The following is a 25674-nucleotide window of genomic DNA, read 5'->3' on the forward strand; positions in this document are numbered from 1 at the left end:
CCGACCACACCGTGGTCGGGCCCTTCCGCGTGGCTGCTAGTTGCCTACGCCCCGAATCTCGGGGTCGTGGAACGTGGCGCCGAAGACGCGCCGGCTGGCGCCGACGCGGTCCAGGTATGGCGTCGCCCCGCCGGCCTGGAACGGCCAGCCGGCACCGAGGATCAGGCAGAGGTCGATGTCCTCGGCCGCGGCCACCACCTTCTCGTCCAGCATCAGCTTGATCTCGCCGGCGAGCTCGTCCTCGACGCGGCGCAGGATCGTCGCCTCGTCGACGGGCGTCGAGCCCACGCTCATCAGCTTCTTCGCCTCCTTGGTGAAGTCGGTGACCTTGCCGGCCTTGTTCTTCTCCACCACCTGGGACAGCTGGGAGAGCTTGTGCATGTTCTCCGAGGCGTAGAAGCGCTCCGGGAACTTGTCCACCATGGTGTCCTGCACGTGGGCGGCGACCGCCCAGCCGACCAGGTCGATCAGCTCGAACGGGCCCATCGGCAGACCGATCGGGGCCAGCGCCCGCTCGACGACCGGCACCGGGGTGCCCTCGTCGACCGCGCGCGCGGCCTCGCCCATCACCTTGGCCAGCAGGCGGTTCACGACGAAGCCGGGGGCGTCGGCCGTGAGCACGGCGCTCTTGCGCAGCGTGGCCGCGGTCGCGAACGCCGTCGCCAGCGTGGCGTCGTTCGTGGCCGGGGCCTTCACGATCTCCAGCAGCGGCATCACGGCCACCGGGTTGAAGAAGTGGAAGCCGACGACGCGCTCCGGGTGCTCGAGCTTCTCGCCGATCTGCTCGACCGAGAGCGAGGAGGTGTTCGTGGCGAGGATCGTGGTCGGGGAGACATGCTTCTCGATCTCGGCGAACACCTGCTGCTTGACGGCGAGGTCCTCGAAGACGGCCTCGATGACCCAGTCGCAGTCGTTGAAGTCGGCCTTGTCGGTGGTGCCGGAGACGAGGGCCCGCAGCCGGTTGGCCTCGTCCGGGGAGATGCGGCCCTTGGCCTCCAGCGCGCCGATCTCCTCGGCGATGTAGGCGAGGCCCTTGTCGACGCGACCCTGGTCGAGGTCGGTGATGACCACGGGCACCTGCAGGCGGCGCACGAAGAGCAGCGCGAACTGGCTGGCCATGAGGCCGGCACCGATGACACCGACCTTCGTCACCTTCTGGGCGAGCGCCTTGTCCGGGGCGCCGGCCGGGCGCTTGGCCCGCTTCTGCACGAGGTTGAATGCGTAGATGCTGGCCTGCAGCTGGTCGCTGATGATGCGATCGGCCAGGGCCTCGTCCTCGAGCGCGAAGCACTCCTCCCTGGTGCCGTTCTTGGCGGCCTTCAGCAGGTCGAGGGCGGCGTAGGGCGACTGCGGAACGGTGCCGATCTTGCTCTCGAGCATCTTGCGGGCGATGCCGATGGCGGCATCCCACTTGACCAGGCGCTCGATCTTGCCCGGCGCGTTCTTGCGCTCGATGGTGACCGTGCCGGAGAGCACGCCGTCGGCCCAGCGCAGCGAGTCCTCGAGGAAGTTCGCCGGGGCGAACATCGCGTCGGCCATGCCGAGCTCGAACGCCTGCGGGCCTTTGAGCATGCGGTTCTGCTTGAGCGGGTTCTCGACGATGACTTTGAGGGCGTTCTCGATGCCGATCAGGTTCGGCAGCAGGTAGGTGCCGCCCCAGCCGGGGATCAGGCCGAGGAAGACCTCGGGCAGCGCGATGGCGGGAACCGAGCTGTCGATGGTGCGGTAGTCGGCGTTCAGCGGCAGCTCGGTGCCGCCGCCGAGGGCGAGGCCGTTGATGAACACGAAGGATGGGACGCCGAACGTGGCCTGCTTGCCGAGCACGTAGTGGCCGAGCTGGGCCATCTGCAGTCCGACGGCGCGACTCGGGATCTCGTTGATCTTGGAGAGGTCGGCGCCGGCCGCCAGGATGAACGGCTTGCCGGTGGTGGCGACGGCGTGGATCTCGCCGCGCGCGGCGCGCTCGGTGAGCGCGTCGTAGGTGCGGCCGAGCTCGAGCATGGTTTTCGGGCCCATGGTGTTCGGGCGGGTGTGGTCGCGGCCATTGTCGAGGGTGACGAGGGCGAGCACCTTGCCGCTCGGCAGCGGCACGTCGCGCACGTAGGAGTGCGAGACGACCTCGTCGGGGTCGAGGGAGGCGATCAGCGAGAAATCGATCTTCGAGTAGTCAGTCATGTGTGCTCCCGCCTTAGTTCGCAGCGTTGGTGTAGTGGGGGTTCTCCCAGATGACGGTGCCGCCCTGGCCGAGCCCGACGCACATCGCGGTGAGGCCGAAGCGCACCTCGGGGTGCTGCTCGAACTGGCGGGCGAGCTGGATCATCAGCCGCACGCCGCTCGCGGCCAGCGGGTGGCCGATGGCGATCGCGCCGCCCCAGGGGTTGACCCGGGGGTCCTCGTCGTCGATGCCGAAGTGGTCCAGGAAGGAGAGCACCTGCACGGCGAACGCCTCGTTCAGCTCGAACAGGCCGATGTCGGTGATGCTGAGGCCCGCCTTGCGGAGCGCCTTCTCGGTGGAGGGAACGGGGCCGAGGCCCATGATCTCCGGCTCGACGCCGGCGAAGGCGAAGCTCACCATGCGCATCTTGGCGCGGAGGCCGAGCTCGGCCGCGGTCTCGGCGCTGGCCAGCAGGCTGGCGGTCGCGCCGTCGGTCAGGGGGGAGGCGTTGCCCGCCGTGACCCGGCCGTGCGGACGGAACGGCGTCTTCAGCGTGGCCAGGCCCTCCATGGTGGTCTCGGGGCGCATGCCCTCATCCTGTGTGGCGAGGCCCCAGCCGGCATCCGTGCGCAGGGCGACCGGCACGAGGTCGGGCTGGATCTCTCCGGCGGCGTAGGCGGCGGCGACCTTCTGCTGGCTGCGCATGCCGAAGCGGTCTGCGCGCTCCTTGGTGAGCTGCGGGAAGCGGTCGTGGATGCGCTCGGCCGTGTTGCCCATGTTGAGCGCGTCGGCGCTCACCAGCCGCTCCGCGAGGAAGCGGGGGTTGGGGTCGGCGTTCATGCCCATCGGGTGGCGGCCCATGTGCTCGACGCCGCCCGCGATGACGAGGTCGTACGCGCCGAAGCCGATGCCGGAGCCGAGCGTCGTCACCGAGGTCATCGCGCCGGCGCACATGCGGTCGATCGCGAAACCGGGCACCGACTTCGGCAGGCCGGCCAGCAGCGCGGCCGTGCGGCCGAGGGTCAGGCCCTGGTCGCCCTGCTGCGTCGTGGCGGCGATGGCCACCTCGTCAATGCGGTCCTTCGGAACGCCGGGGTTGCGCTCGAGCAGCCCGATGATCGCCTTGACCACGAGGTCGTCGGCTCGGGTGTTCCAGTACATTCCCTTTTCGCCTGCTCGCCCGAATGGGGTGCGAACCCCATCCACGAACACGACATCAGTTCTCTCGGCCACTTTGCCTCCATCGTTCAGATCGACTCTGAGTTGATCCTATGGAGTGCCCGGGGCGGCCCCGGAATCGTTTGCCGGTTCCTACGAGGGGGCTTCGGACGATTCGAGCAATGATTGGTGGGCTTCTACAAAGGCGTCACTGATTCTCTGTGCACAAGCGTCAATCTGCCACGGGCGCGCGCCGAGGTCGCGCAGCGCAGCGGCGAGCGAGTCGGGGTCGACGGATTCCGGGGGAGTCCAGGCCAGCCGGCGCAGGTACTCGGGGGTGAGCAGGTTCTCCAGCGGGATGTTCAGCTCCTCCGACACCTCGGCCAGGGCGCCGCGGGCCGCCTTCAAGCGCAGGTCGGCCTCCGGGTTGCGCTCCGACCAGGCGCGGGGAGGGGGCAGAGTGTCGTTGCTGGCGCGCACCGCGGGCAGATCGGTCGCGTTCAGCCCGCGCTCGACGGCCTCCCACCAGCGGGCGATCTCGCTGCGGCTGGCCCGCCCGGTGAACTCGCGGATGTCGGAGAGGGCCTTGCGGCTGCGCGGCATCGCCTTGACGACGGCGAGCAGCGAGGAGTCGGGGACGAGCCGGCCGGGAGCCGTGTCGATCTCCTGGGCGTAGGCGTCGCGGGCGAGCCAGAGCTCCCGGGCGACGGCGAGGCTGCGGCGGTCGCGCACCCCGTGAATCCCGGAGAGACGGCGCCACGGCTCGGCGGCGGCCGGCTTGGCCTCCTTGGTCAGGACGGCCGCGAACTCCTGCCGCGCGATCTCCTCCTTGCCGGACTCCACGAGCAGCTTCTCCAGCGAGTCGCGCAGGTCGACCAGCAGCTCCACGTCGAGGGCGGCGTACTCCAGCCAGGATGCGGGCAGCGGGCGGGTGGACCAGTCGGCGGCCGAGTGTTCCTTGGCCAGGTGGATGCCGAGCTGCTGCTCGATCACGGTCCCGAGGCCGACCCGGGCGAAGCCCAGCAGGCGGGCGCAGAGCTCGGTGTCGAAGATCGTCGCCGGGTCGAGGCCGACCTCGCGCAGGCAGGCGATGTCCTGGCTGGCGGCGTGCAGCACCCACTCGACGTCGGCGATGACGGCCTGCAGCTCCTCGAATCCGCCGACGGCCGGCGGGTCGAACAAGAACACGCCGGCGCCGCGGCGGAACACCTGGATCAGGTAGGCGCGCTGCGAGTAGCGGAAGCCGCTGGCGCGCTCGGCGTCGATGGCGATCGGGCCGGTGCCGGCCGCAATCAGCTCGACGGCCTCGAGGTACTCGGCCCGCGTGTCGATGACGTGGCGCTGCGGTTCAGCCACGGTTGTGTCGTTTCGGTGTCAGCATGCTCACGCCTTCCATTGTCGGGGGCAGCCCGGCGAGCATGCACAGGAGTTCACCCCAGCCTTCGACGTGAGGAGCAACGTTGTGATCGCGTGGCGTCCAGGAGGCGCGCAGTTCGATCTGGGCGCCATCGCCTTGTGCAGAGAGCTCCCCGAAACCGGTGGAGAGAATTTTGGTTGCCGTGCCGGATGCCGCGGAGTATTCCGCCCCACGGGCGTCGAGCGCGTCGACAAGCCATGACCATGCTACGTCGGCGAGGAACGGATCGAGGCCAATCTCGGTCTCCAATGGAGCCTGGGCGAAGCAGACGACACGGAACCGCCCACCCCATTCCTCCGGCTCCGAAGGGTCGTAGAGCAGGATGAATCGGCCCGTTCCGAAGTCGGAGTCGCTGCCGTGCCGGGAGGGCGAGACATCCGCCGCCAGGGCGAGCGCGTGCGGCGCCAGGCTGCCTGGCGCCGGGATCTCGGTGACGATCAACTCCGGGCGGGTCGCGGCCCGACGTGCCGCGTCGATTGCCGCTTGGAACTCCGGCGGGAGGTGAGGCTCAGACGGTGATTCGGGCACGAGTGCAGACTAGAGTTTTTTCATGGCGCTGTCGGTGAGGCACGCCGCACGATGTGGCTGACGGGGAATTCGCATGGATGCACACGGAACCGGTGGGAATGTGCGGGGTGGGCGTGCCCTCCGCCGCTGGCTGATCGGCGGCGGTATCGCACTGGGCGCCACCGTGCTCACCGTCGGCGCCGCGCTGGCCACCGTGGTCGCCGTCTTCGCCCGCACCGTGGTCACACCCCCGCGCGGCAGGAAGGACGAGCAGCGCATCCTCGACGCCAACCTGGCGGATGCCACCATCGTCCTCGCCGCGGACAACGACACGGTCGTCGACGGCCGTTACGGCCTCTGGTTCAGCGCCGACCAGGGCCACGCCCGTGTCGGCGAGGTCCTGCGGCGCTCCGAGTCCACCGTGACCCGGCGGCTGCTCGGGGTCGACTTCGGCCAGCTGGCGCTGGCCTCGGAAGGGCGGTGGAGCGGCTGGTTCTACCTCGGGCCGTGGGAGTTCGAGCTGCCCTACGAGAACGTCACCGTGCCGACGCCGGTCGGCCCGGCCCCCGCCTGGTGGGTTCCGGCGGCCGGGCCGAGCACCCGGTGGGTGGTGCAGGTGCACGGCCGCGCGGTGCGCAGGCAGGAGTGCCTGCGCGCGATCCCCGTCTTCCACGAGGCAGGCATGCACAGCCTCATCGTCTCCTACCGCAACGACGGAGAGGCGCCGGAGAGCCGCGACGGTCGCTACGGCCTCGGCGACACGGAATGGCAGGATGTCGCCGCCGCCCTGCGCTTCGCGCGCGAGCACGGCGCACGCGACATCGTGCTGATGGGCTGGTCGATGGGCGGCGCGATCGCCATGCAGACGGCGCTCAGGGCCGAGGAGCGCGATCTGCTGCGCGGGATCGTGCTGGAGTCGCCGGCCGTCGACTGGCACGACATCCTGCACTTCCAGGGGGCGGGCTACGGGCTGCCGCGCGCCGTCAACAGCGCCGCGATCCAGGCCATCTCCTCCCCGTGGGGGCGCGCCGTCACCGGCCTCGAGCGGCCGATCGACTTCGAGCGCCTCGACATGGCGGTCCGGTCGGCGGAGCTCACGCTGCCGATCCTGCTCATGCACAGCGTCGACGACGGCTTCGTCCCGATCGCGGGCTCCCGCGAGCTGGCGGCGGCCCGTCCGGACATCGTCACCTTCGAGGAGTTCGCGCGCGCCCGGCACACCAAGCTCTGGAACTACGACCCGGAGCGGTGGAACGGGGCGATCCGCTCCTGGCTGGCCGGGCTCTGAGCCGCGAGCGCTCCAGCCCGCGACCGCTCTAGCCCGCGAGGGCGAGGCGGGCGCGGATCTGGCGCTTGGTGCGGCCGAGCATGCCCGTCATCCCGCGGATCCGCAGCGGCGAGACGGCCTGGGTCAGGCCAAGCGTCTGCGGGAAGTCGTCGGGCACGGCGAGCACCTGCTCGGCGCTCAGGCCGGACAGGCCCTGCGCCAGGATCGACGCGAAGCCGCGCGTCGTCGGCGACTCGGCCGGGGCCGTCGCGTACAGCTGCACGGCGCCGGCGTCGTCGACCTCGACGAAGAGGAAGACGGGGGACTGGCACTCCTCGACGCGCTCGAACAGGTCCGGGTGGTCCTGGTAGCGCTCGGGCAGCTCGGGCAGCTCGTTCGAGAACTCGAGCAGAAGTTGCAGCCTGTCGCGCTGCTCGAGGGCGAGGAAGTCGTCGCGAATCTCGGCCAGTTGTTCAGGGAGCTCTGCTGTCGTGGTCACCCGACTATTTTGCCACGCTGGTGTGCGGAGCGGTCGCGCTGCCGGGCTCGGCGCCCTGGGCGATCGGCGCGCGCACGGCGCTGCCCCACTCCGTCCAGGAGCCGTCGTAGTTGCGCACGCCCTCGAAGCCGAGCAGGTGGGTGAGCACGAACCAGGTGTGGCTGGAGCGCTCCCCGATGCGGCAGTAGGTGATGACGTCGTCGCCCTCGGCGAGACCCGCCTCGCCCTGGTAGATGGCCTCGAGCTCCGCGCGGCTCTTGAACGTGGCGTCCGGGGCGGCCGCCCGTGCCCAGGGCACGCTGGCCGCGCTCGGGATGTGGCCGGCGCGCAGTGCGCCCTCCGAGGGGTAGCCGGGGATCTCGGTGCGCTCACCGGTGTACTCCTCGACGGAGCGCACATCGATCAGCGGGTTGCCGAAGTGCGAGAGCACGTCCTCCTTGAAGGCGCGCAGGGTCGCGTCGTCCCGCTCGACGACGGGGTACTCGACGGATGCCGGGGCCGGGGCCTCCGTGGTGAGCTCGCGCCCCTCCGCGATCCACAGGTCGCGGCCGCCGTCCAGCAGCCGCACGTCCTCGTGGCCGAACAGCGAGAAGATCCACAGGGCGTACGCCGCCCACCAGTTGTTCTTGTCGCCGTAGAGCACGACCGTGCTGTCGCGGCTGATGCCCTTCTCGCCGAGCAGGCGGGCGAACTCCTTGCCCTGCACGAAGTCGCGCAACACGTGGTCGTTCAGGTCGGTGTGCCAGTCGATCTTCACCGCGGTGGGGATGTGCCCCATCTCGTAGAGCAGGATGTCCTCGTCGCTCTCCACGACGACCAGACCGGGCTCGCCGAGGTGGGCGGCCAGCCACTCGGTGGAGACCAGCCGTTCGGGGTGCGCGTACTCGGCGAACTTCGAAGCGGTGTCGTTGTCGACGGGCATGGTGGCCTCCTGGCTGGCGCCCTGGCGGGCGAAAGAATGTGGGGGAGCAGATTAGGCTGGATGCCTGTCCACACCCCCAAATCTACGCGTCCTCGACAGAGCGTGCGCGTCTCCACAGCAGAAACGGCACGCGCGCGCATGCAGAGCTCCACCGCACTTCGTCTGATCGATCGTTCGCCGAGCATCACCGGCAGCGAGATCGCCGGTGGCCTCGTGCCGCCGCCCCAGTTCGCGCACGCCTCGTTCGAGTCCTACCGTCCCGACGCCGACTACCCCTCCCAGGCGGGGGCAATAGAGCACCTCAAGGAGTTCGAGGCGGTCTGGCGCGCCCAGCGCCCCGGCGGCTTCTTCTCGCGCAACCGCAAGCCCAAGGCTGCGCTGCCCGGCATCTACCTCGACGGCGGCTTCGGCGTCGGCAAGACGCACCTGCTCGCCTCGCTCTGGCATGCTGCGCCCGGCCCCAAGTACTTCGGCACCTTCATCGAGTACACGGCGCTCGTCGGGGCGCTCGGCTACGCCGAGACCGTGGCGCTGCTGCGCGGCACCCAGCTGATCTGCATCGACGAGTTCGAGCTGGACGACCCGGGCGACACCATGCTGATGACCCGCCTGCTCGGCGAGCTGATGGCCACGGGCACCCGCGTGGCCGCGACATCCAACACCCCGCCGAACTCGCTCGGCGAGGGCCGCTTCGCCGCCTCAGACTTCCTCCGCGAGATCCAGGCGCTCTCCTCCAACTTCATGACCGTGCGCATCGACGGCCTCGACTACCGCCGCCGCAACGTCGAGGGGCGGGCCACGACGGTCGAGGATGCCGCACTGGCACACATGGTCGGAACGATGGCCGAGCGCGGCAGCGCGGTCAGCTCCGACAGCTTCGACGAGCTGATGGCGCACCTGGCTACGGTGCACCCGTCCAAGTACATCAAGATGATCCGCGGCATCGACGTGATCTCCCTCACGGGCGCGCACGTGCTGCACAACCAGACCGACGCGCTGCGCCTCGTCGCCTTCATCGACCGCGTCTACGACGCCGAGATCCCCATCATCGCCAGCGGCACCCCGCTCAGCGAGGTCTTCGACGACGACATGATGGGTGGCGGCTACCGCAAGAAGTACCAGCGCGCCATGTCACGCCTGATCGCGCTGACCACGGGGGAGCTGCCCCCGCACGACTGAGCGCGAAACACGCCCGTTACGCGCGGCCGGCATTCGTAACGCCGCTGAAACACGAGCGGCACTCTCGCCGAAACCTCCGAGGGCCACTGTGGGCACGTCCCCAATGGAAACTTCGAGAGGTGCAATCATGGACACAGGCAGCATTGCTTGGGCGATCACGGCAACGGCACTCGTGCTGTTGATGACGCCGGGCGTCGCATTCTTCTACGGGGGATTGGTCAAGGCCAAGAGCGTCGTCAGCATGATGATGATGAGCTTTGGGGCACTCGGGCTGATCAGCGTGCTGTGGATCCTGTACGGGTTCAGCATGAGCGCGGTCGACGCGCCGACCGACTTCGCCGGCAACCCGTTCGCCGACTTCGGCCTCGGCTCGCTCGCGACCGGCGAGACGTCGAACACCGACCTGCTCGGCGCCACGTTCGGGGCGACCTTCGCGATCATCACCGTCGCGCTGATCTCCGGGGCGATCGCCGATCGGGCCAAGTTCGGCGCCTGGATGATCTTCGCCGGCATCTGGGCAACCCTGGTCTACTTCCCGGTCGCGGCCTGGGTGTGGGGCGGCGGCTGGATCATGGAGCTCGGCAACACGCTCGGCCTGCCCGGCGTCATCGACTACGCCGGCGGCACGGCGGTGCACATCAACGCCGGTGCGGCGGCGCTGGCCCTGGCACTCGTCCTCGGCAAGCGTGTCGGCTTCCAGAAGGGCATCACGAAGCCGCACAACGTGCCGCTGGTGCTGCTCGGCGCCGCGATCCTCTGGTTCGGCTGGTTCGGTTTCAACGCCGGCGCCGAGTGGCTGAACGGCCTCGCCAACGTCGGCCTCATCGTCGTCAACACGCTGGGCGCAACCGCCGCCGCCATCCTCGGCTGGATGGTCGTGGAGAAGATCAAGGACGGCAAGGCCACGGCAGTGGGCGCGGCATCCGGTGCGGTTGCCGGCCTCGTCGCCATCACCCCGGCCTGCGCCAACCTCGAGCCCGGCTGGGCGCTGCTGCTCGGCGTGCTCGCCGGCGCCGTGTGCGCCCTCGCGGTGGAGCTCAAGTTCAAGCTCGGCTTCGACGACTCGCTCGACGTTGTCGGAATCCACCTGGTCGGCGGCATCATCGGCACCCTCTACCTCGGCTTCTTCGCGATCGGCACCGGCCTGTTCACCGGCGGCGACCTCGGCCAGCTGGCGGTCCAGGTGATCGCGGCCGCCGCGGTGCTGCTCTACTCCTTCGCGGTGGCCTTCGGCCTCGGCTTCGCCATCGAGAAGACCATCGGCTTCCGCGTCAAGAACGCCGACGAGGTGGCTGGCATCGACACCGTCGTGCACGGCGAGGAGGGCTACGCGCTGAGCGAGCTCTAGACGACGACGGCCCCTGCAGCGCGCCCGCTAGGGTGTTCTGCAGGGGCCTTCTCGTGCGCCCGGCGCCCGGAGAGGACCCCAGTGAACTACGACGATCCCGGCTTCGTTTTGGCCTTCGCGGCGTTGCTGCCGGTGCTCGCCGCCGGCCTCGCGCTGCTCGGCGGGCTCCGCATGCAACAGCTGCCCTGGGTCGCCGCCGCTGCCGCCCTCGTGCTGGCGCTCTGGGCGCTGACCGGCGCCCAGAGCGTGCTCGGGGCCGATGCCTCGCCGGGGCTGAGCATCTTCTACGGCATGACGGTCGCGTTGACGGCGGTGCAGCTCGGTGCCGTGATGCCCCGCGAGTCCGCAGCAGCCGGCGGCAGGGTTCCGCTCATCGGCTGGCTCGTCTTCGTGGCGGTCTGGGCCCTGATCGTGGCGTTCCCCGTGGCCGGGTGGACCCTCAACCTCGTCGACGGCTGGCTGGTCGTCGGCCTCGGACTGCTCGACTTCGGCGGCGCCGCCCTGCTGTTCCTCGGCAGCTCGGCGGCCGGCCTGGGCTGGCTGCTCGTGGCCAGGAACCGGGGGCCCATCGTGGCCGTCGCCGCGCCGCGGCGGGCCATGCTGACGATCGCCGCCCTCTGGATCGGCTTCTTCGCGGTGACGGTGGGCTCCGAGGCGGTGCCGGATGCCACGGCGCTCGTCGCCGCGGCGAACACCCTCGTCGCGCCGCTCTGCGCGGCGCTGGCCTGGGCCGTGGTCGAACGCATCCGACACCGCCGCTTCAGCCTTGACGGGGCGGTGCGCGGCGTGTTCGCTGGGCTCGTCGCCATCACGGCGGCGGCCGACGTGCTCACCCCGTTCTGGGCCGGGGTGCTCGGCCTGGCGGCCGGCGCCGTGGCGTCCGCCATTGCTGGCCCGCGCGGCTCGGTGTTCGGGCTGCTGCTCACCCAGTTCGCCGCGGCCGCGCTCGGGCTCGTCTTCATCGGGATCCTCGGGGACGGGGTCGGCGGGCTGCTGACCGGCAGCTGGATGCAGCTGGGCGCGCAGCTGTTCTCCATCGCCGTCGTGACCGCGTTCGCGTTCGCGTTCGCCGCGACGCTCGCCTTCGTCATCCGCCGGGTCAGTGCGCAGCTGGTCTGGCTGCGCCAGCGACCCGAGCTGGCCGAGTAGGCGCCATGGCCGCGTTCACGGGGCTTTGGTCGGCGCTGCGGGGCGCGCTCCGGGGCCTGCCGCGCACCGACGGGGAGGCATCGCCGGGGCGGTACGGGAGGGAGGCGACGAGCGAGGTCGACCCGCGCACCGTCGGCCGCGTGCGGATGAGCTACAGCCCGAGCACCGACGGCAACCCGGATCCGGGCGAGATCGTCTGGACGTGGGTGCCCTACCAGGAGCACGACGGCCGCGGCAAGGACCGCCCCGTGCTCATCGTGGCGGGCGGCCGGGGCGGGGCGCTGCTGGCAGTGCAGCTCACCAGCAAGGGCCACGACGGCGACCCGGACCAGCTGGCGCTCGGCTCCGGCCCGTGGGATTCCAGCGGCCGGGCGAGCTGGGTGAAGATCGACCGGGTGTTCCGCGTCTTCCCGTCCGGGATGCGTCGGGAGGGGGCCTCGCTTGACCGGCGTCGTTTCGACGCGGTGGCGTCCGCCCTGCGCGCCCGATATGGCTGGAGGTAACCCGGGGCTGTGCTCTGTCGGCCGGTGGGGTTAGCCTGAGCGCATGTGTGCGAGCTACGGACTGGAAACGACCCCGGAAGAGCTGGACGAGCACTTCGCCTTCGACGAGCGCGGCCGCAACGACGCCGTCGTCGACTGGCTGGCGCAGAATGCCGGCACCGTGGTCAAGCCGACGGGCCCGCGCGCTCTGAACCTCAACCCGTTGGTGCGCGAGCGCCTGCTCGACGGTGAAGCGGTGCGCCGGGTGGACCTGGCCTGGTGGCAGCTCTGGGTGGGCGGCCAGCGGCCGAAGTTCTCGACCATCAACGCCCGCAGCGAGAACCTGCTGAAGGGCGCCTGGCTGGGGCCGGCGCGGGCGCGCCGGGCGCTCGTGCCCGTCACCCACTACTTCGAGAAGGGGCGCCGCTTCGACCTCGGGGGAGAGCTGTTCAGCCTGGCCGCGATCTACAACCTCGATCGCTCCGACGCGGCGGGCACGGATGACGGCTGGGTGGTGTCCTACGCAATCGTCACCAGGCCGGCCGCCAGCCACGTCGAGGAGATTCACGACCGGATGCCGCTGATCGTGCCGCCAGCGATGTACGCGGACTGGCTCGCCCCCGACGTCACCGCAGACGGCACGCTCATCGGCGCCACGCTCGCGGCCTCCAACGAGCTCGCCGACGCCGTCGTCCCGCACGCCGCCTGAGCCGCGCCGACGAGGCCGTGGAGCCCTGCCGAGGCGACGATCTGCGGACGACTGCCGCACCGGGCCGCGATCCGACGTCGGCTGCGCACCCGTCCCCACCCCCTCTCCACTGGCCTCTCCACGCCGGCTGAGCGAGGAACGAGCGAAGCCCCGGAGCCAACCCGACACGGTTGCTCGTGTGCGCACCAACGACGCACGAGGCTCGGGTGCCGTTCCCGTCGGATGCTGCGGGCGCCTGTTCCCTGTCAGCTCCCGGGCTTCGGGGGCTGCGCTGCTCGTTCCTCGCGGCGCGGCCCCCTCCAGCCGACGTGCGGACGGCCGCCGCGGGGGCAAGCTGCCGCCACCACCGTTGGTCGAGTAGGCGCGCCAGCGCCCGACGCGACAATCGCCCGAGCCTGCTCGCGCGGGAGAACTCGCGTCGACGCGGATGCCGGCGCAATCGTTCGTTGTCCGCTCCCGGGCTTCGGGGGCTGCGCTGCTCGTTCCTCGCGGCGCGGCCCCCTCCAGCCGACGTGCGGATGGCCGCGGCGGCGGGCTGTCGCCACCACCGTTGGTCGAGTAGGCGCGCCAGCGCCGTATCGAGACCCGGCGACCCGACCTCGCCAACCTGCCCCCGCGCTCCGAGTCCCCGCTCGTCTCCATGCCGGCTGAACGTCCCTCCCCACGTCGGCTGAGCGAGGAACGAGCGAAGCCCCGGAGCCAACCCGCAACGCTCGCCGCCGAAGGTCACGATTAGGTAACAGAACTCGAGCATCACTCAGAAACGGCCTGTTTTGGGCCTGTTTCCGCCACTCAGTGTCAGAGGTCGGTGAGACGCTTCAGTCATGGAAACGCAGCCAGCGCAGGCCCCCGGGATCGGGTCCGACCCGGTGCTGGATGCGTGCCTGGCCGAGCTGAGTTCGGGGGCTTCCGCAGAGTGTGTTCTGCAGGCGGAACGCTACCGGCGGATCGACGAGGCGGTGCGCCGGGCGGTGGCGATCGCCGACCCGCTCGGCGGCCGACCCTCCCTGGATGAGCAGTTCGCCCGGCGCAGCATCACCGCCGAGCTCGCCCTCATCCTGCGGGTGCATGAGCGGACCATGGTCGGCCTGATCTATGAGGCCGGCCAGCTCTGCGGGCCCTTCACCAACACGCTGGCCGAGCTGGGCTCCGGGACCATCACGCTCCGGCATGCCCGCGAGATCCTCGCCGCGGCCGTCTTCCTGCCGCCCGCCGTGCACGCCCGGTTCGAGCGGGAGGCGCTGGTCAAGGCCCGCACCATGAATGTGTCCGCCTTCCACAAAGCCGTCTCCCGCCTTCGCGACCGGCTGCACCCGGACGCCCTCGCCGAGCGCGCGGCCCGGTCGAGGGCGGACCGGCGGCTGGTGTTCGAGCCCGACGCCGACGGGATGGCCTGGCTGCACCTCTACCTGGAGGCGGAGAAGGCGCTGGCCATCAGCACCCGGGTGGGCGATCTTGCCACCGAAGCGCAACGCGAGGCCTCAGAAAGCGCCGAGGGTGTGATTGTGGAGGCGCGCGAGACGACCGACCGCATCCTCAGCGCAGGCACGCACGCCCAACTGGAGGCCGACATCGCCGCCGAACTCCTCCTCGGCCTCCCCGCCCAGAGTACCGACGACGGCCAGACCCACATCCCGACGCTCGCCTTCGCCCGCCCCGAGGTCTTCGTCGCCGTCCCCAAACTCACCATCGGCATCGACACGCTGATCGGCACCTCCGAGGAGCCGGCCGAGCTGCACGGCTACGGGCCGATCGACGCCGACACGGCCCGCCGGCTCGTCGCGCAGGCGCCGACCCTGTACCGGATCCTGATCGACCCGCTCGACGGCACCCCGCTGCAGCTGGACCCGACCCAGTACCGGTTGAGCGCGTCGCTGCGGCGCTGGATCCTGTACCGGGACGAGACGTGCCGGTTCCCGGGCTGCACCCGCAAGGCGGAGTGCTCGGAGACCGACCACACCCGGGCCTGGGAGAGCGGCGGGCTGACCGTCGAGGAGAACCTGGCGGTGCTGTGCAAGAAGCACCACCGGCTCAAGCACAACTCCCGCTGGCGGGTGGAGCAGACCGGCAACGGCACCCTGAGCTGGACCTCACCGAGCGGCCGGGAGTACACGACCACAGCACCCCGGATGCAACACGCGCCGCCCCGACATCCGGGGCCGTCCGGGTCACAGGTTTCGACAGGCTCCACCGGCGGGGGAGAGCCAGTGGGGATTCGCGGCACGGCTGGTTCAACTCGCGAAGTGGCCCCGCCGTTCTAGAGCCCCGTACCGCTGGGCCTGTGGTGCCGAAAGCGGCTTCGGTCGCACGCTCCCTCGAGCCAGCGCGACACCGGTGTGTGGACGGGCTGGAGCACTCTCTGCCGCACCCCGAAACGCCGGGGCGCACGCTCGATGTGCATTGAGGCACCGGCGTCGGCTAGTATCGGTAATCGCGATCACGGCACGTTGGTGAGAGCGAGAAACAGTTCCAGAAATGGGCGATTGGCGCAGTTGGTAGCGCGCTTCCTTCACACGGAAGAGGTCATCGGTTCGAGTCCGGTATCGCCCACACACAACCCCCGGCCTCGGTCGGGGGTTTTTTGTTGCCCCGGTGCGGAACGGTGCAGAACGCTGCAGGGCACGCCGGCGGACCTAGCGTGCCGGCAGGCGGCGGAGTATCTTGCCCACATGACTGAGGACATGAACCGCGCACCGGAATCCGAAGCCAACGACGCGGCGGCAGAGAACGCAGCGGCCGCCGCAGCCGGTGAAGCCGACGCCGCAGCAGCAGCCGCTGTGCGGGCAGAAGCCGAGGCCGCCGCCGAGGAGGAGGCTGAGGAAGAAGCGGAGGAGCGCGAACTGGCCGAGCAGGTGGAGAGGGACCCGCATGCCGGCTTCAATGGCTTCTTCCCCGGGGAGGGTCAGCTGCACGAGATTGGCGGGTTCTCCAACCCCGCGCGGCACCACGACGGCGATGATTGAACACGCCCGGGTTTCGCCGGTTTGGTGATCGAGAGATCCATCGGTTAGAGTTTCTGACGTCGCAGAAATGCGATGAAAAAGAAATGCGGATGTGGCGCAGTGGTAGCGCATCACCTTGCCAAGGTGAGGGTCGCGAGTTCGAATCTCGTCATCCGCTCGAGTGAAGCCGAGCAAGCCAGTTTCGGTAACACAGGTGGGGAACCCACAATGGTGGCGTGGCCGAGAGGCGAGGCAGCGGCCTGCAAAGCCGTCCACACGGGTTCGAATCCCGTCGCCACCTCGTAGCACTCCACCCCCAAGCAGCACCCCAGAAATGGGCGATTGGCGCAGCGGTAGCGCGCTTCCCTGACACGGAAGAGGTCACTGGTTCGATCCCAGTATCGCCCACCAAGTAAAGCCCCCGGACTGCCGGGGGTTTTTGCTTGAAGCACAGGTGTAAGATCCTGGGCAGCAACACAATGCGGATGTGGCGCAGTGGTAGCGCATCACCTTGCCAAGGTGAGGGTCGCGAGTTCGAATCTCGTCATCCGCTCAGAAACATGAAGAGCCCACCAGGAGATCTGGTGGGTTTTTTGTGGCTCACGGGCATTCTCGGCCCGCGAGTGCAGGCAACACCCCCAGAAATGGGCGATTGGCGCAGCGGTAGCGCGCTTCCCTGACACGGAAGAGGTCACTGGTTCGATCCCAGTATCGCCCACCACGCATCGCAGGAGCGTGTGGCAGCAACACAATGCGGATGTGGCGCAGTGGTAGCGCATCACCTTGCCAAGGTGAGGGTCGCGAGTTCGAATCTCGTCATCCGCTCAGAAACGCAGCAGGCCCGTCAGAGAAATCTGGCGGGCCTTTTTCGCGCCGGCGGCACGGCCTCGGCGGCATTTGAGCGCGTCCGACGGCGCTAAAGTTGATGAGTCCGTGAATTCGCGGGCATCAATCAATTTTTGGGAGTGGATGAAGGTGGCTGACGGCTTCGAGCTTTTCACCGACCGGTCCGTTGTCGCGATGCGCGTCAACGGTGAGCTGAAAGACCTCGCCACGCAGACTACGACCACCGACGTCGTCGAACCGGTGACGATCGACTCCCCGGACGGCCTCAGCATCCTGCGCCACTCGGCGGCCCACGTGCTCGCCCAGGCTGTGCAGTCGATCAACCCGGAGGCCAAGCTCGGCATCGGCCCGCCCGTCACCGACGGCTTCTACTACGACTTCGACGTCGCAGAGCCGTTCAGCACGGCCGACTTCAAGGGCATCGAGAAGGCCATGAGCCGCATCATCCGCCAGGGCCAGCGCTTCGTGCGCCGCGTCGTGACTGAAGATGAGGCCCGTGCCGAGCTCGCCGACGAGCCGTACAAGCTCGAGCTCATCGGGCTCAAGGGCGGTTCGGATGCCGGTGCGGACAACGAGAACGTCGAGGTCGGCGGCGCCGAGCTCACGATCTACGACAACGTCGACCCGAAGACGGGGGAGACGGTCTGGAAGGACCTCTGCCGCGGCCCGCACCTGCCGAGCACCCGCCTGATCGGCGAGGGGCACGCACTCATGCGCGTCGCCGCCGCCTACTGGCGCGGCTCCGAGAAGAACAAGCAGCTGCAGCGCATCTTCGGCACGGCCTGGCCGAGCAAGGACGAGCTGCGCGCGTACAAGGAGCGCCTCGAGGAGGCCGCCAAGCGCGACCACCGCAAGCTCGGCGCAGAGCTCGACCTGTTCAGCTTCCCCGAGGAGCTCGGCAGCGGCCTGCCCGTCTTCCACCCCAAGGGCGGCATCATCCGCGCCGAGATGGAGAACTACTCGCGCTCCCGCCACGTTGAGGAGGGCTACTCCTTCGTCAACACGCCGCACATCACCAAGGGCAAGCTCTACGAGGTCTCCGGGCACCTCGACTGGTACCGCGACGGCATGTTCCCCCCGATGCACATCGACGCCGAGATCGGCGAGGACGGCACCGTGCACCGCGAGGGCCAGGACTACTACCTGAAGCCCATGAACTGCCCGATGCACAACCTCATCTACCGCTCCAGCGCGCGCTCCTACCGCGACCTGCCGCTGCGCCTGTTCGAGTTCGGCAGCGTCTACCGCTACGAGAAGTCCGGCGTCGTGCACGGCCTCACCCGGGTGCGCGGCATGACCCAGGACGATGCCCACATCTACACGACGCGCGAGAAGATGCGCGAGGAGCTCACCGGAACCCTGAACTTCGTGCTCAGCCTGCTCAAGGACTACGGCCTCGACGACTTCTACCTCGAGCTCTCCACCAAGGACCCGGAGAAGTTCGTCGGCAGCGATGACGCCTGGGAAGAGGCCACGGCCACGCTGGCCGAGGTGGCCGCGGAATCCGGCCTCGAGCTCGTCGCCGACCCGGGCGGAGCCGCCTTCTACGGGCCCAAGATCTCGGTGCAGGCGCGCGACGCCATCGGCCGCACCTGGCAGATGTCCACGATCCAGCTGGACTTCAACCTGCCGGAGCGCTTCGACCTCGAGTACACCGCCCCCGACGGCAGCCGCCAGCGCCCGGTGATGATCCACCGCGCCCTGTTCGGCTCGATCGAGCGCTTCTTCGGCGTGCTCACCGAACACTACGCCGGCGCGTTCCCGGTCTGGCTCTCCCCGGTGCAGGTCGTCGGCATCCCCGTCGCCGAGCAGTACGCCGACTACCTGGGCGACGTCATCGACCAGCTCAAGAAGGCCGGCGTCCGCGCCGAGCTCGACCTCTCCGACGAGCGCATGCAGAAGAAGATCCGCAACCACACCATGGCCAAGGTCCCCTTCCAGCTCATCGTCGGCGAGGAGGACCGCGCCAACGGCAGCGTCAGCTTCCGCTTCCGCGACGGCACGCAGGAGAACGGCGTGCCCGTTGCCGACGCCATCGCCCGCATCACGAACGCCATCACGACCCGTGCCCAGGTCACCTCGCAGGGACAGATCTAGATGACGGATCCAGGGGCGCCGGCCGGCGCGGTACCGGTGGAGAACTCCAGCGAGTTCGCCGCCGCGCCCGATGCCTTCCAGCGCCTCTGGACCCCGCACCGCATGGTCTACATCCAGGGCGGGCAGCAGCCGGCCGAGCACGAGTGCCCGTTCTGTGTTGCGCCGACGCTGGACGACGAGAAGTCGCTGATCGTCGCCCGCGGCACCCACGCCTACGCGCTGCTCAACCTCTACCCGTACAACAGCGGCCACCTGCTGGTCTGCCCGTACCGCCACATCGCGACCTACGACCAGGCCACGCCGGAGGAGGTCGCTGAGATCGGCGAGCTCACCCAGATCGCCATGCGCGTCATCACCGAGGTCTCGCACTGTGACGGCTTCAACCTCGGCATGAACCAGGGCAAGGTTGCCGGCGCCGGCATCGCGGCCCACCTGCACCAGCACATCGTGCCGCGCTGGGAGACCGACGCGAACTTCTTCCCCATCATCGCCGGCACCAAGGCGCTGCCGCGCCTGCTCGGCGACGTCCGCCAGGAGATCGCGGAGGCGTGGCCGAAGGCCTGACCGCCGCCCGAATCGGGCGCCTGCGCTAGAGTCGGCGGATGCCTCGCCGCCCAGCACCGCTGACAGCCCTGCTTCCCGCCCTGCTCGTCGCCCTGCTCTGGGTGGCCAGCGACGCCGTCGCCCAGCTGGGCCTGGCGACGCCATCCCTGGTGCTGCGCACCCTCGTGCGCGCCGTTGCGCCCGACACCATGACCGTCGCTGCCGCCGCGCCCTGGCCGCAGGGGGCGCTGGCCGGCGCGGTCTGGGCGGCCGCCGTCGCCTGCGCCTACCTGCTGGTGCGGGGCCTGCTCCGCCCCGATCGCAGCCGCAGCGGCTTCGCGGCCGGCTGGTTCGCGGTCATCGCGGCCGGGGCGCTCGTGCAGGGCGTGCTCGCCGTCGGCCTGGCCGCGATGGGCTGGCTCGACCCGAGCGCGCGTGCCGCGTTCTCGGTCGAGCCGGTGCAGGCCGCCGCCTACTGGGGCCTCGTCTGGGGCTGGCTGCCGGCACTCCTGCACGCACGCCTGCAGGCCCGGCGCCCGCGCGGCGCCCGGCGTCCCGCCACGGCCGCCGTGGCCGCGCCGGCCGTGGCCGTGGCGCTCGCGCTGGTCGCCCTCCTCGCCCTGGTCCCGGCCGGCGAGGACGCCTGGCACCGCGCCCTGGCCGCGGAAGAACCGGCCCCGGAGCCGGTGCCCACGGGCACGCCCGTGCCGGAGATCGCCCCGGGTGAGTGGCAGCTGGACCCGGAATGGTGCACGGAGAACCAACTGAGCCTGGCGGCATCCGAACCCGACGCCGCCGCGGGAAGCCGGGGGATGAGCGTCATCGCGACGAACGTGAGCCAGGCCCCGTGCGTGCTCGACGGCTACCCCGACGTGGCCTTCAGCGATCAGGAGACCGGCCTCGTCGACGTCCGGATCCAGCACGGCTCGTCCATGGGCGGCACGGATGTCGGCCCGGTGCGCCTGCTGCTGGGCCCCGAGCAGCAGGCGGTCGCCTCGATCGCGTGGCGGGCGATGCCGACGGAGGGTCTGGCCACGGCCGACTGGCTGCACCTGGCGCCCTACCACGGCGGGCTCCGCGAAATGCTGGCGTTCCGCAGCGACGTGACGGGCGGCGAGGTCGTCGTCGGGGCGTGGCGCAGCGCGACCTGAGGCGCCCGCCGTCATGGCGCGCAACCACCCCGCGGCCACGGAATAGGATTGGGATCATGACTGAGAGCACTTCTACCGAGCAGTTCGGCTCCAGCCGCGTCAAGCGCGGCCTCGCCGACATGCTCAAGGGCGGCGTCATCATGGACGTCGTCACCGCAGAGCAGGCCCGTATCGCAGAGGACGCCGGCGCTGTCGCCGTTATGGCCCTCGAGCGCGTTCCCGCAGACATCCGTTCGCAGGGCGGTGTTGCCCGCATGAGCGACCCCGACCTGATTGAGGCAATCAAGGCCGAGGTGTCCATCCCCGTGATGGCCAAGGCCCGCATCGGCCACTTCGTCGAGGCTCAGGTGCTGCAGGCACTCGAGGTCGACTACATCGACGAGTCCGAGGTGCTGAGCCCGGCCGACTACGTCAACCACATCGACAAGTGGGGCTACAACGTTCCCTTCGTCTGTGGCGCGACCAACCTCGGTGAGGCCCTGCGCCGCATCAACGAGGGTGCGGCGATGATCCGCTCCAAGGGCGAGGCCGGCACCGGCGACGTCTCTGAGGCGACCAAGCACATCCGCAAGATCAAGAGCGAGATCGCCCAGCTCAGCTCGATGAGCAAGGACGAGCTCTACGTCGCCGCCAAGGAGCTGCAGGCTCCCTACGCGCTCGTCGCAGAGATCGCCGAGACCGGCAAGCTCCCCGTCGTGCTGTTCACCGCCGGTGGCGTCGCCACCCCGGCCGACGCCGCGATGATGATGCAGCTCGGCGCAGACGGCGTGTTCGTCGGCTCCGGCATCTTCAAGTCGGGCAACCCGGCGCAGCGCGCAGCGGCCGTCGTCAAGGCCACCACCTTCTACGACGACCCCGCGGTCATCGCCGAGGTGTCGCGCGGACTCGGTGAGGCCATGGTCGGCATCAATGTGTCCGACCTCGCCGCACCGCACCGCCTCGCAGAGCGCGGCTGGTAACGCAGCACTATGACAGTTGGCGTTCTCGCCCTCCAGGGTGATTTCCGTGAGCACGCAGACGTGCTCCGCACCCTGGGGGCGGACGTCATCCACGTTCGCCGTCCGGAGGAACTGGCCGTCGTCGACGGACTCGTGATTCCGGGCGGCGAGTCCAGTGTGATGGACAAGCTGGCCCGCGCCTTCGGCCTGGCCGAGCCACTGCGCGCGCGCATCCGCTCCGGCCTTCCGGTCTACGGCACCTGCGCCGGGCTGATCATGCTCGCCGACAGCGTGCTCGACGCGATCGTCGGGCAGGAGAGCCTCGGCGGCCTCGACGTCGTCGTGCGCCGCAACGCCTTCGGCTCGCAGACGCAGTCCTTCGAGACGGACCTCGACATCCCGGTCCTCGGCGCCGACCCGGTGCACGCCGTCTTCATCCGCGGCCCCGTCGTCGAGTCCGTCGGTCCGGCCGCGACTGCCCTGGCCACGCTGGCCGACGGCCGCGTCGTCGCCGTGGAGCAGGGCAACCTGCTCGGCACCAGCTTCCACCCGGAGATCACGGGGGAGTACCGCTTCCACGAGTACTTCCTGTCGAAGGTGCGCGCCCGTACACTCGCGGCATGACCACCCGCGGCATGACCACCTCAGGAACGACCCGCTACGTCGCCCTGCTCCGCGGCGTGAACGTCGGCGGCGTCACCATCAAGTCCGCAGACCTCGCCGAGCTGTTCCGCTCGCTCGGCTTCGCGAATGTGAAGACGGTGCTGGCCAGCGGCAACGTCGTGTTCGACGCAGCCGCCGATCCCGCGGATGCCGGGGCGACCGCCGCGCTCAAGGCCCGTGTCGAGCAGGGCCTCGCCGAGCGCTTCGGCTACGACGCCTGGATCGTACTCGAGACCCTGGAGCGCGTGCACCAGGTCATCGACGGCTTTCCGTTCGACGCGCTGCGGGAGGGCTGGCATCCGTATGTCCTGTTCAGCTCCTCGGCCGGCTCCCTCACCGAGCTGCTCGAGGCCGCACCCGGCCTCGACCCCGCCGACGAGAGCGTCGTCGCCGGCGACGGGGTGCTCTACTGGCACTGCCGGCGCGCCGTCGGCATCGACAGCCCGTTCAGCAAACTCGCCGCGCGCACCCGCTTTCGCAGCACAACCACCAACCGAAACCTCCGCACCCTGCAGAAACTCGCCTAGGCCCTCACTGTCCTAGACTGGTCAAGCAGATTTCAGCGAGCACACTCAGGAGACTCATGTCCGGGCATTCCAAATGGGCAACGACCAAGCACAAGAAGGCCATCACCGACTCGCGCCGGGCGAAGGCCTTCGCCAAGCTGATCAAGAACATCGAGGTCGCCGCCAAGATGGGCGGTGCGGACCTCTCGGGCAACCCGACCCTCGTCGACGCCATCCAGAAGGCCAAGAAGACCTCGGTCCCCAACGACAACATCGACCGCGCCGTCAAGCGCGGCGCCGGCCTCAGCGGTGAGTCGGTCGAGTACACGACGATCATGTACGAGGGCTACGCACCCAACGGCGTCGCCATGCTGATCGAGTGCCTCACCGACAACAAGAACCGTGCAGCCGCCGAGGTGCGCACCGCGGTCAGCCGCAACGGCGGCACCATGGGCGACCCGGGCAGCGTGGCGTACAACTTCCACCGCAAGGGCGTCATCGTCGTCTCCAAGACCGACGACCTCACCGAGGACACCATCCTGGACGCCGTGCTCGACGCCGGCGCGGAGGAGGTCACGGACGAGGGCGAGACCTTCGAGATCATCACCGATCCGAGTGACATGGTCGCCGCCCGCGTCGCCCTGCAGGAGGCCGGCATCGACTACGACTCCGCCGACTCGGCCTTCGTGCCGACGCTGAAGATCGAGATCGACGCCGAGACCGCGACCAAGGTGTTCCGTCTGATCGACGCCCTGGAGGACCTCGACGACGTGCAGAACATCTACACCAACTTCGACCTGACCCCCGAGGTCCAGGCGGAACTCGAGGCGCAGTAACACCATGGCCGTGCGTGTGCTCGGCATCGACCCCGGCCTCACCCGCTGCGGTGTCGGCGTCGTCGATGTCGAGCCCAACCGCACGGCCAGGCTCGTCGATGTGACCGTCATCCGGTCCTCGCCGGACGAGCCCATCGAGAAGCGCCTGCTCACCGTTGCCACCGGCCTGATCGAGCTGCTGGACCGCCACCAGCCGCACGCCGTGGCGATCGAGCGCGTCTTCGCCCAGCACAACGTGAGCACCGTGATGGGCGTCGCCCAGATCAGCGGCGTCGCCCTCTTCCTCTCCGCCCAGCGCGGCCTGGCCGTCGGCATGCACACGCCGAGCGAGGTGAAGGCCTCCATCACCGGCTACGGCTCGGCCGACAAGGCCCAGGTGGGGGCGATGGTCACCCGCATCCTCAAGCTCAGTGAGCTGCCGAAGCCGGCGGATGCCGCCGACGCCCTCGCCATCGCCATCTGCCACGCCTGGCGCACTGGCGTCAGCGGCGGCACCCTGCCGAACGCGGCCGGCGCCCCGGCCTCCGGGCTCACCCCCGCGCAGAAGGCATGGCGCGCCGCGGAGGCCGGCACCCGCATGTCGGCGGCGCCCCGTGGTCTGAAGGCCCCGTAGTCTGAAGCGGTGATCTCTTCCGTTCGTGGCCTCGTGCTCTCCGCCCTCGGGTCAACCGTCATCATCGAGGTCGGGGGAGTCGGCCTCGCCGTCAACGTCACCCCGGCCACCGCACTCGCGGCCCGCATCGGGCAGGAGCTGCGCCTGCACACCACCCTGGTGGTGCGCGAGGACGCCTTGACCCTGTACGGCTTCGACAGCCCCGACGAGCTGGCCGTCTTCGAGCTGCTCACCGGCGTCACCGGCGTCGGCCCCAAGTCGGGCCTCGGCGTGCTCGCCGTGCTCAGCCCGGACCAGGTGGCCCGGGCGGTCGCGGATGACGACGATGCGGCATTCCGCAAGGTCAGCGGCATCGGGCCCAAGACCGCGAAGCTCATCGTGCTCTCGCTCACCGGCAAGCTCGCCGTGACCGCCGCCAGCGCGCCCACCCTGGGCCGGCTCGCCCCGGCCGGCGTCGGCGAGAGCGTGCTGGCCGCACTGGTCGGCCTTGGCTGGTCGGAGAAGGTGGCCGCGCCCGTCGTCGAGCAGACACTGACCGAGGCCGGCGACGCAGACAAGGGCTCCGTCGCCGTGCTGCTCCGCCTCGCCCTCGGCAAGCTCGGTCCCGCCCAGCACACGATCGGCGGCCGCGCGTGAGCTTCGACGACACGCCAGCGGAGCTGCTGGCCCCCGAACTGGAGTCGGAGACCGAGCTCGCCTTCGAGGGCGCCCTCCGCCCGTCCTCCCTGGCCGAGTTCGTCGGCCAGGTCAAGGTGCGCGGCCAGCTGCAACTGCTGCTCACCGCCGCGACCATGCAGGGCCGCACCCCCGACCACATCCTCTTCGCCGGCCCGCCCGGCCTCGGCAAGACGACGCTGGCCATGATCGTCGCGCACGAGGGCAACCGGCCGCTGCGCATGGCCAGCGGCCCGGCCATCCAGCACGCCGGCGACCTCGCCGCCGTGCTCAGCTCGCTCGTCCCCGGCGAGGTCCTCTTCATCGACGAGATCCACCGGATGGCGCGCTCCGCCGAGGAGATGCTCTACCTGGCGATGGAGGACTTCCGCATCGACATCATGGTGGGCAAGGGTGCCGGCGCCACCTCCGTGCCGCTCGAGCTGGCCCCGTTCACGCTCGTCGGCGCCACCACCAGGGCCGGGTTGCTGCCGAACCCGCTGCGCGACCGCTTCGGCTTCACCGCCCACCTCGAGTTCTACGGCGACGACGAGCTGGAGCGCGTGCTCAGTCGGGCGGCCACCCTGCTCGGGCTGGACATCGACAAGGCGGCGATCGCCGAGATCGCCGGCCGCTGCCGCGGCACCCCGCGCATCGCCAACCGGCTGCTGCGCCGCGTGCGCGACTATGCGCTGGTGTACTCGACCGGGACGGGCACGGCCGATGTGCACGCCGTGCGGGCGGCCCTCGAACTCTATGACGTCGACGCGCTGGGCCTGGACCGGCTGGACCGGGCAGTCATGGAGATCATCCTCAGCCGCTTCGACGGCGGGCCAGTCGGGCTGAACACCCTCGCCGTCTCGGTGGGGGAGGAGGCCGAGACGATCGAGGCCGTTGTCGAGCCATTTCTGGTCCGCATCGGACTGTTAACGCGCACCCCTCGGGGACGCGTGGCGACGGCCGCCGCCTGGCAACACTTCGGCATGCAGCCGGCTGCGGCCCGCTCCATGCAAGATGACCTATAATTCAAGCTGGCTCACCAAGTGCCGCCCTCGACTGAGGCGGGCGTACAGCCGCAAATCGGAAGGTTTTC

General features: G+C 69.9%; 24 protein-coding genes and 7 tRNA genes. 25 read left to right on the forward strand and 6 right to left on the reverse strand.

Annotated features, from left to right (window positions below; genetic code table 11):
• Positions 1-36: 36 nt before the first annotated feature.
• The 4 genes from GY24_RS08865 to GY24_RS08880 form a co-directional block, all read right to left on the reverse strand.
• Positions 37-2175: a 3-hydroxyacyl-CoA dehydrogenase NAD-binding domain-containing protein gene (locus GY24_RS08865; protein ID WP_104475309.1), complete on the reverse strand. Its 2139-nt coding sequence runs from the start codon at positions 2173-2175 to the stop codon at positions 37-39.
• 13 nt (positions 2176-2188) lie between these two features.
• Positions 2189-3388, reverse strand: coding sequence for a thiolase family protein (locus GY24_RS08870; protein ID WP_104475310.1), 1200 nt, complete (start codon positions 3386-3388; stop codon positions 2189-2191).
• 78 nt (positions 3389-3466) lie between these two features.
• Positions 3467-4669, reverse strand: a complete 1203-nt coding sequence (locus GY24_RS08875) for an HRDC domain-containing protein (RefSeq protein WP_104475311.1) — start codon at positions 4667-4669, stop codon at positions 3467-3469.
• On the reverse strand, positions 4662-5258 hold the full coding sequence (locus GY24_RS08880; RefSeq protein WP_083363773.1) for a DUF3000 domain-containing protein: 597 nt from the start codon (positions 5256-5258) through the stop codon (positions 4662-4664). The genes GY24_RS08875 and GY24_RS08880 overlap by 8 nt, the downstream gene beginning before the upstream one ends.
• Positions 5259-5331: 73 nt before the next feature.
• On the opposite strand from GY24_RS08880, the gene GY24_RS08885 reads away from it, so the two are divergent.
• Positions 5332-6525 carry an alpha/beta hydrolase family protein gene (locus GY24_RS08885; RefSeq protein WP_104475312.1) on the forward strand — a complete coding sequence of 398 codons (1194 nt, stop codon included), beginning with the start codon at positions 5332-5334 and terminating at the stop codon, positions 6523-6525.
• 28 nt (positions 6526-6553) lie between these two features.
• Here GY24_RS08885 and GY24_RS08890 read toward each other — a convergent pair whose 3' ends face one another.
• Together GY24_RS08890 and GY24_RS08895 are read right to left on the reverse strand one after the other, a co-directional pair.
• Entirely contained in the window at positions 6554-7003 is a 450-nt protein-coding gene (locus GY24_RS08890; protein ID WP_083363775.1) for a SufE family protein, read from the reverse strand.
• 4 nt (positions 7004-7007) lie between these two features.
• A complete protein-coding gene (locus tag GY24_RS08895) occupies positions 7008-7925 on the reverse strand; it encodes a sulfurtransferase (RefSeq protein ID WP_104475313.1) in 918 nt (305 codons plus the stop codon).
• A 138-nt stretch (positions 7926-8063) separates the two neighbouring features.
• Between GY24_RS08895 and zapE the strand changes: the two genes are divergently transcribed.
• From zapE to ruvB, 24 genes are all read left to right on the forward strand, one after another.
• Complete coding sequence (gene zapE, locus GY24_RS08900) at positions 8064-9104, forward strand: cell division protein ZapE (protein WP_104475314.1); 1041 nt, start codon at positions 8064-8066, stop codon at positions 9102-9104.
• 127 nt (positions 9105-9231) lie between these two features.
• Complete coding sequence (locus GY24_RS08905) at positions 9232-10452, forward strand: ammonium transporter (RefSeq protein ID WP_104475315.1); 1221 nt, start codon at positions 9232-9234, stop codon at positions 10450-10452.
• An 81-nt stretch (positions 10453-10533) separates the two neighbouring features.
• Entirely contained in the window at positions 10534-11601 is a 1068-nt protein-coding gene (locus tag GY24_RS08910; RefSeq protein WP_104475316.1) for an ammonium transporter, read from the forward strand.
• A gap of 5 nt (positions 11602-11606) precedes the next feature.
• On the forward strand, positions 11607-12104 hold the full coding sequence (locus GY24_RS08915) for a type II toxin-antitoxin system PemK/MazF family toxin (RefSeq protein ID WP_104475317.1): 498 nt from the start codon (positions 11607-11609) through the stop codon (positions 12102-12104).
• 43 nt (positions 12105-12147) lie between these two features.
• Entirely contained in the window at positions 12148-12792 is a 645-nt protein-coding gene (locus tag GY24_RS08920) for an SOS response-associated peptidase (RefSeq protein WP_104475318.1), read from the forward strand.
• A gap of 824 nt (positions 12793-13616) precedes the next feature.
• A complete protein-coding gene (locus tag GY24_RS08925) occupies positions 13617-15053 on the forward strand; it encodes an HNH endonuclease signature motif containing protein (protein WP_104475319.1) in 1437 nt (478 codons plus the stop codon).
• A gap of 216 nt (positions 15054-15269) precedes the next feature.
• Positions 15270-15342: transfer RNA gene (locus GY24_RS08930), tRNA-Val, on the forward strand.
• A gap of 131 nt (positions 15343-15473) precedes the next feature.
• Positions 15474-15755, forward strand: a complete 282-nt coding sequence (locus GY24_RS08935; protein WP_104475320.1) for a hypothetical protein — start codon at positions 15474-15476, stop codon at positions 15753-15755.
• A gap of 85 nt (positions 15756-15840) precedes the next feature.
• Positions 15841-15912, forward strand: a tRNA-Gly gene (locus GY24_RS08940).
• A 52-nt stretch (positions 15913-15964) separates the two neighbouring features.
• A tRNA-Cys gene (locus GY24_RS08945) sits at positions 15965-16035 on the forward strand.
• A gap of 35 nt (positions 16036-16070) precedes the next feature.
• Positions 16071-16145: transfer RNA gene (locus GY24_RS08950), tRNA-Val, on the forward strand.
• Positions 16146-16215: 70 nt separating this feature from the next.
• A tRNA-Gly gene (locus tag GY24_RS08955) sits at positions 16216-16287 on the forward strand.
• Positions 16288-16380: 93 nt separating this feature from the next.
• A tRNA-Val gene (locus GY24_RS08960) sits at positions 16381-16455 on the forward strand.
• A gap of 32 nt (positions 16456-16487) precedes the next feature.
• A tRNA-Gly gene (locus GY24_RS08965) sits at positions 16488-16559 on the forward strand.
• 150 nt (positions 16560-16709) lie between these two features.
• A complete protein-coding gene (thrS, locus tag GY24_RS08970) occupies positions 16710-18677 on the forward strand; it encodes a threonine--tRNA ligase (RefSeq protein WP_407662166.1) in 1968 nt (655 codons plus the stop codon).
• Complete coding sequence (locus GY24_RS08975; protein WP_104475322.1) at positions 18678-19241, forward strand: HIT family protein; 564 nt, start codon at positions 18678-18680, stop codon at positions 19239-19241. It abuts the gene before it with no gap.
• A 38-nt stretch (positions 19242-19279) separates the two neighbouring features.
• Positions 19280-20371, forward strand: coding sequence for a DUF4232 domain-containing protein (locus tag GY24_RS08980; RefSeq protein ID WP_104475323.1), 1092 nt, complete (start codon positions 19280-19282; stop codon positions 20369-20371).
• 56 nt (positions 20372-20427) lie between these two features.
• Positions 20428-21330, forward strand: a complete 903-nt coding sequence (pdxS, locus tag GY24_RS08985; protein ID WP_083363787.1) for a pyridoxal 5'-phosphate synthase lyase subunit PdxS — start codon at positions 20428-20430, stop codon at positions 21328-21330.
• Between the two features lie 9 nt (positions 21331-21339).
• Entirely contained in the window at positions 21340-21933 is a 594-nt protein-coding gene (gene pdxT, locus GY24_RS08990) for a pyridoxal 5'-phosphate synthase glutaminase subunit PdxT (protein WP_104475324.1), read from the forward strand.
• The gene (locus GY24_RS08995) at positions 21930-22499 is read left to right on the forward strand and encodes a DUF1697 domain-containing protein (RefSeq protein ID WP_233279284.1); all 570 of its coding nucleotides are present in this window, start codon (positions 21930-21932) and stop codon (positions 22497-22499) included. The genes pdxT and GY24_RS08995 overlap by 4 nt, the downstream gene beginning before the upstream one ends.
• A 56-nt stretch (positions 22500-22555) precedes the next feature.
• Positions 22556-23314 carry a YebC/PmpR family DNA-binding transcriptional regulator gene (locus GY24_RS09000; protein ID WP_083363789.1) on the forward strand — a complete coding sequence of 253 codons (759 nt, stop codon included), beginning with the start codon at positions 22556-22558 and terminating at the stop codon, positions 23312-23314.
• Between the two features lie 10 nt (positions 23315-23324).
• Positions 23325-23927: a crossover junction endodeoxyribonuclease RuvC gene (ruvC, locus tag GY24_RS09005; protein ID WP_193953545.1), complete on the forward strand. Its 603-nt coding sequence runs from the start codon at positions 23325-23327 to the stop codon at positions 23925-23927.
• Between the two features lie 9 nt (positions 23928-23936).
• Entirely contained in the window at positions 23937-24563 is a 627-nt protein-coding gene (gene ruvA, locus GY24_RS09010) for a Holliday junction branch migration protein RuvA (protein ID WP_104475326.1), read from the forward strand.
• A complete protein-coding gene (gene ruvB, locus GY24_RS09015) occupies positions 24560-25606 on the forward strand; it encodes a Holliday junction branch migration DNA helicase RuvB (RefSeq protein WP_233279285.1) in 1047 nt (348 codons plus the stop codon). Before ruvA ends, ruvB begins: the two co-directional genes overlap by 4 nt.
• Positions 25607-25674: the final 68 nt, after the last annotated feature.

The organism is Microterricola pindariensis, from assembly GCF_002936985.1.
GTDB lineage: Bacteria > Actinomycetota > Actinomycetes > Actinomycetales > Microbacteriaceae > Microterricola > Microterricola pindariensis.

Coding starts and splice junctions, on each gene's coding strand:
- GY24_RS08865 (WP_104475309.1), bottom strand. CDS start 2,175: ATGACTGACTACTCGAAGATCGATTTCTCGCTGATCGCCTCCCTCGAC.
- GY24_RS08885 (WP_104475312.1), top strand. CDS start 5,332: ATGGATGCACACGGAACCGGTGGGAATGTGCGGGGTGGGCGTGCCCTC.
- GY24_RS08895 (WP_104475313.1), bottom strand. CDS start 7,925: ATGCCCGTCGACAACGACACCGCTTCGAAGTTCGCCGAGTACGCGCAC.
- zapE (WP_104475314.1), top strand. CDS start 8,064: ATGCAGAGCTCCACCGCACTTCGTCTGATCGATCGTTCGCCGAGCATC.
- GY24_RS08905 (WP_104475315.1), top strand. CDS start 9,232: ATGGACACAGGCAGCATTGCTTGGGCGATCACGGCAACGGCACTCGTG.
- GY24_RS08915 (WP_104475317.1), top strand. CDS start 11,607: ATGGCCGCGTTCACGGGGCTTTGGTCGGCGCTGCGGGGCGCGCTCCGG.
- GY24_RS08920 (WP_104475318.1), top strand. CDS start 12,148: ATGTGTGCGAGCTACGGACTGGAAACGACCCCGGAAGAGCTGGACGAG.
- GY24_RS08925 (WP_104475319.1), top strand. CDS start 13,617: ATGGAAACGCAGCCAGCGCAGGCCCCCGGGATCGGGTCCGACCCGGTG.
- GY24_RS08935 (WP_104475320.1), top strand. CDS start 15,474: ATGAACCGCGCACCGGAATCCGAAGCCAACGACGCGGCGGCAGAGAAC.
- GY24_RS08975 (WP_104475322.1), top strand. CDS start 18,678: ATGACGGATCCAGGGGCGCCGGCCGGCGCGGTACCGGTGGAGAACTCC.
- GY24_RS08980 (WP_104475323.1), top strand. CDS start 19,280: ATGCCTCGCCGCCCAGCACCGCTGACAGCCCTGCTTCCCGCCCTGCTC.
- pdxS (WP_083363787.1), top strand. CDS start 20,428: ATGACTGAGAGCACTTCTACCGAGCAGTTCGGCTCCAGCCGCGTCAAG.
- pdxT (WP_104475324.1), top strand. CDS start 21,340: ATGACAGTTGGCGTTCTCGCCCTCCAGGGTGATTTCCGTGAGCACGCA.
- GY24_RS08995 (WP_233279284.1), top strand. CDS start 21,930: ATGACCACCCGCGGCATGACCACCTCAGGAACGACCCGCTACGTCGCC.
- GY24_RS09000 (WP_083363789.1), top strand. CDS start 22,556: ATGTCCGGGCATTCCAAATGGGCAACGACCAAGCACAAGAAGGCCATC.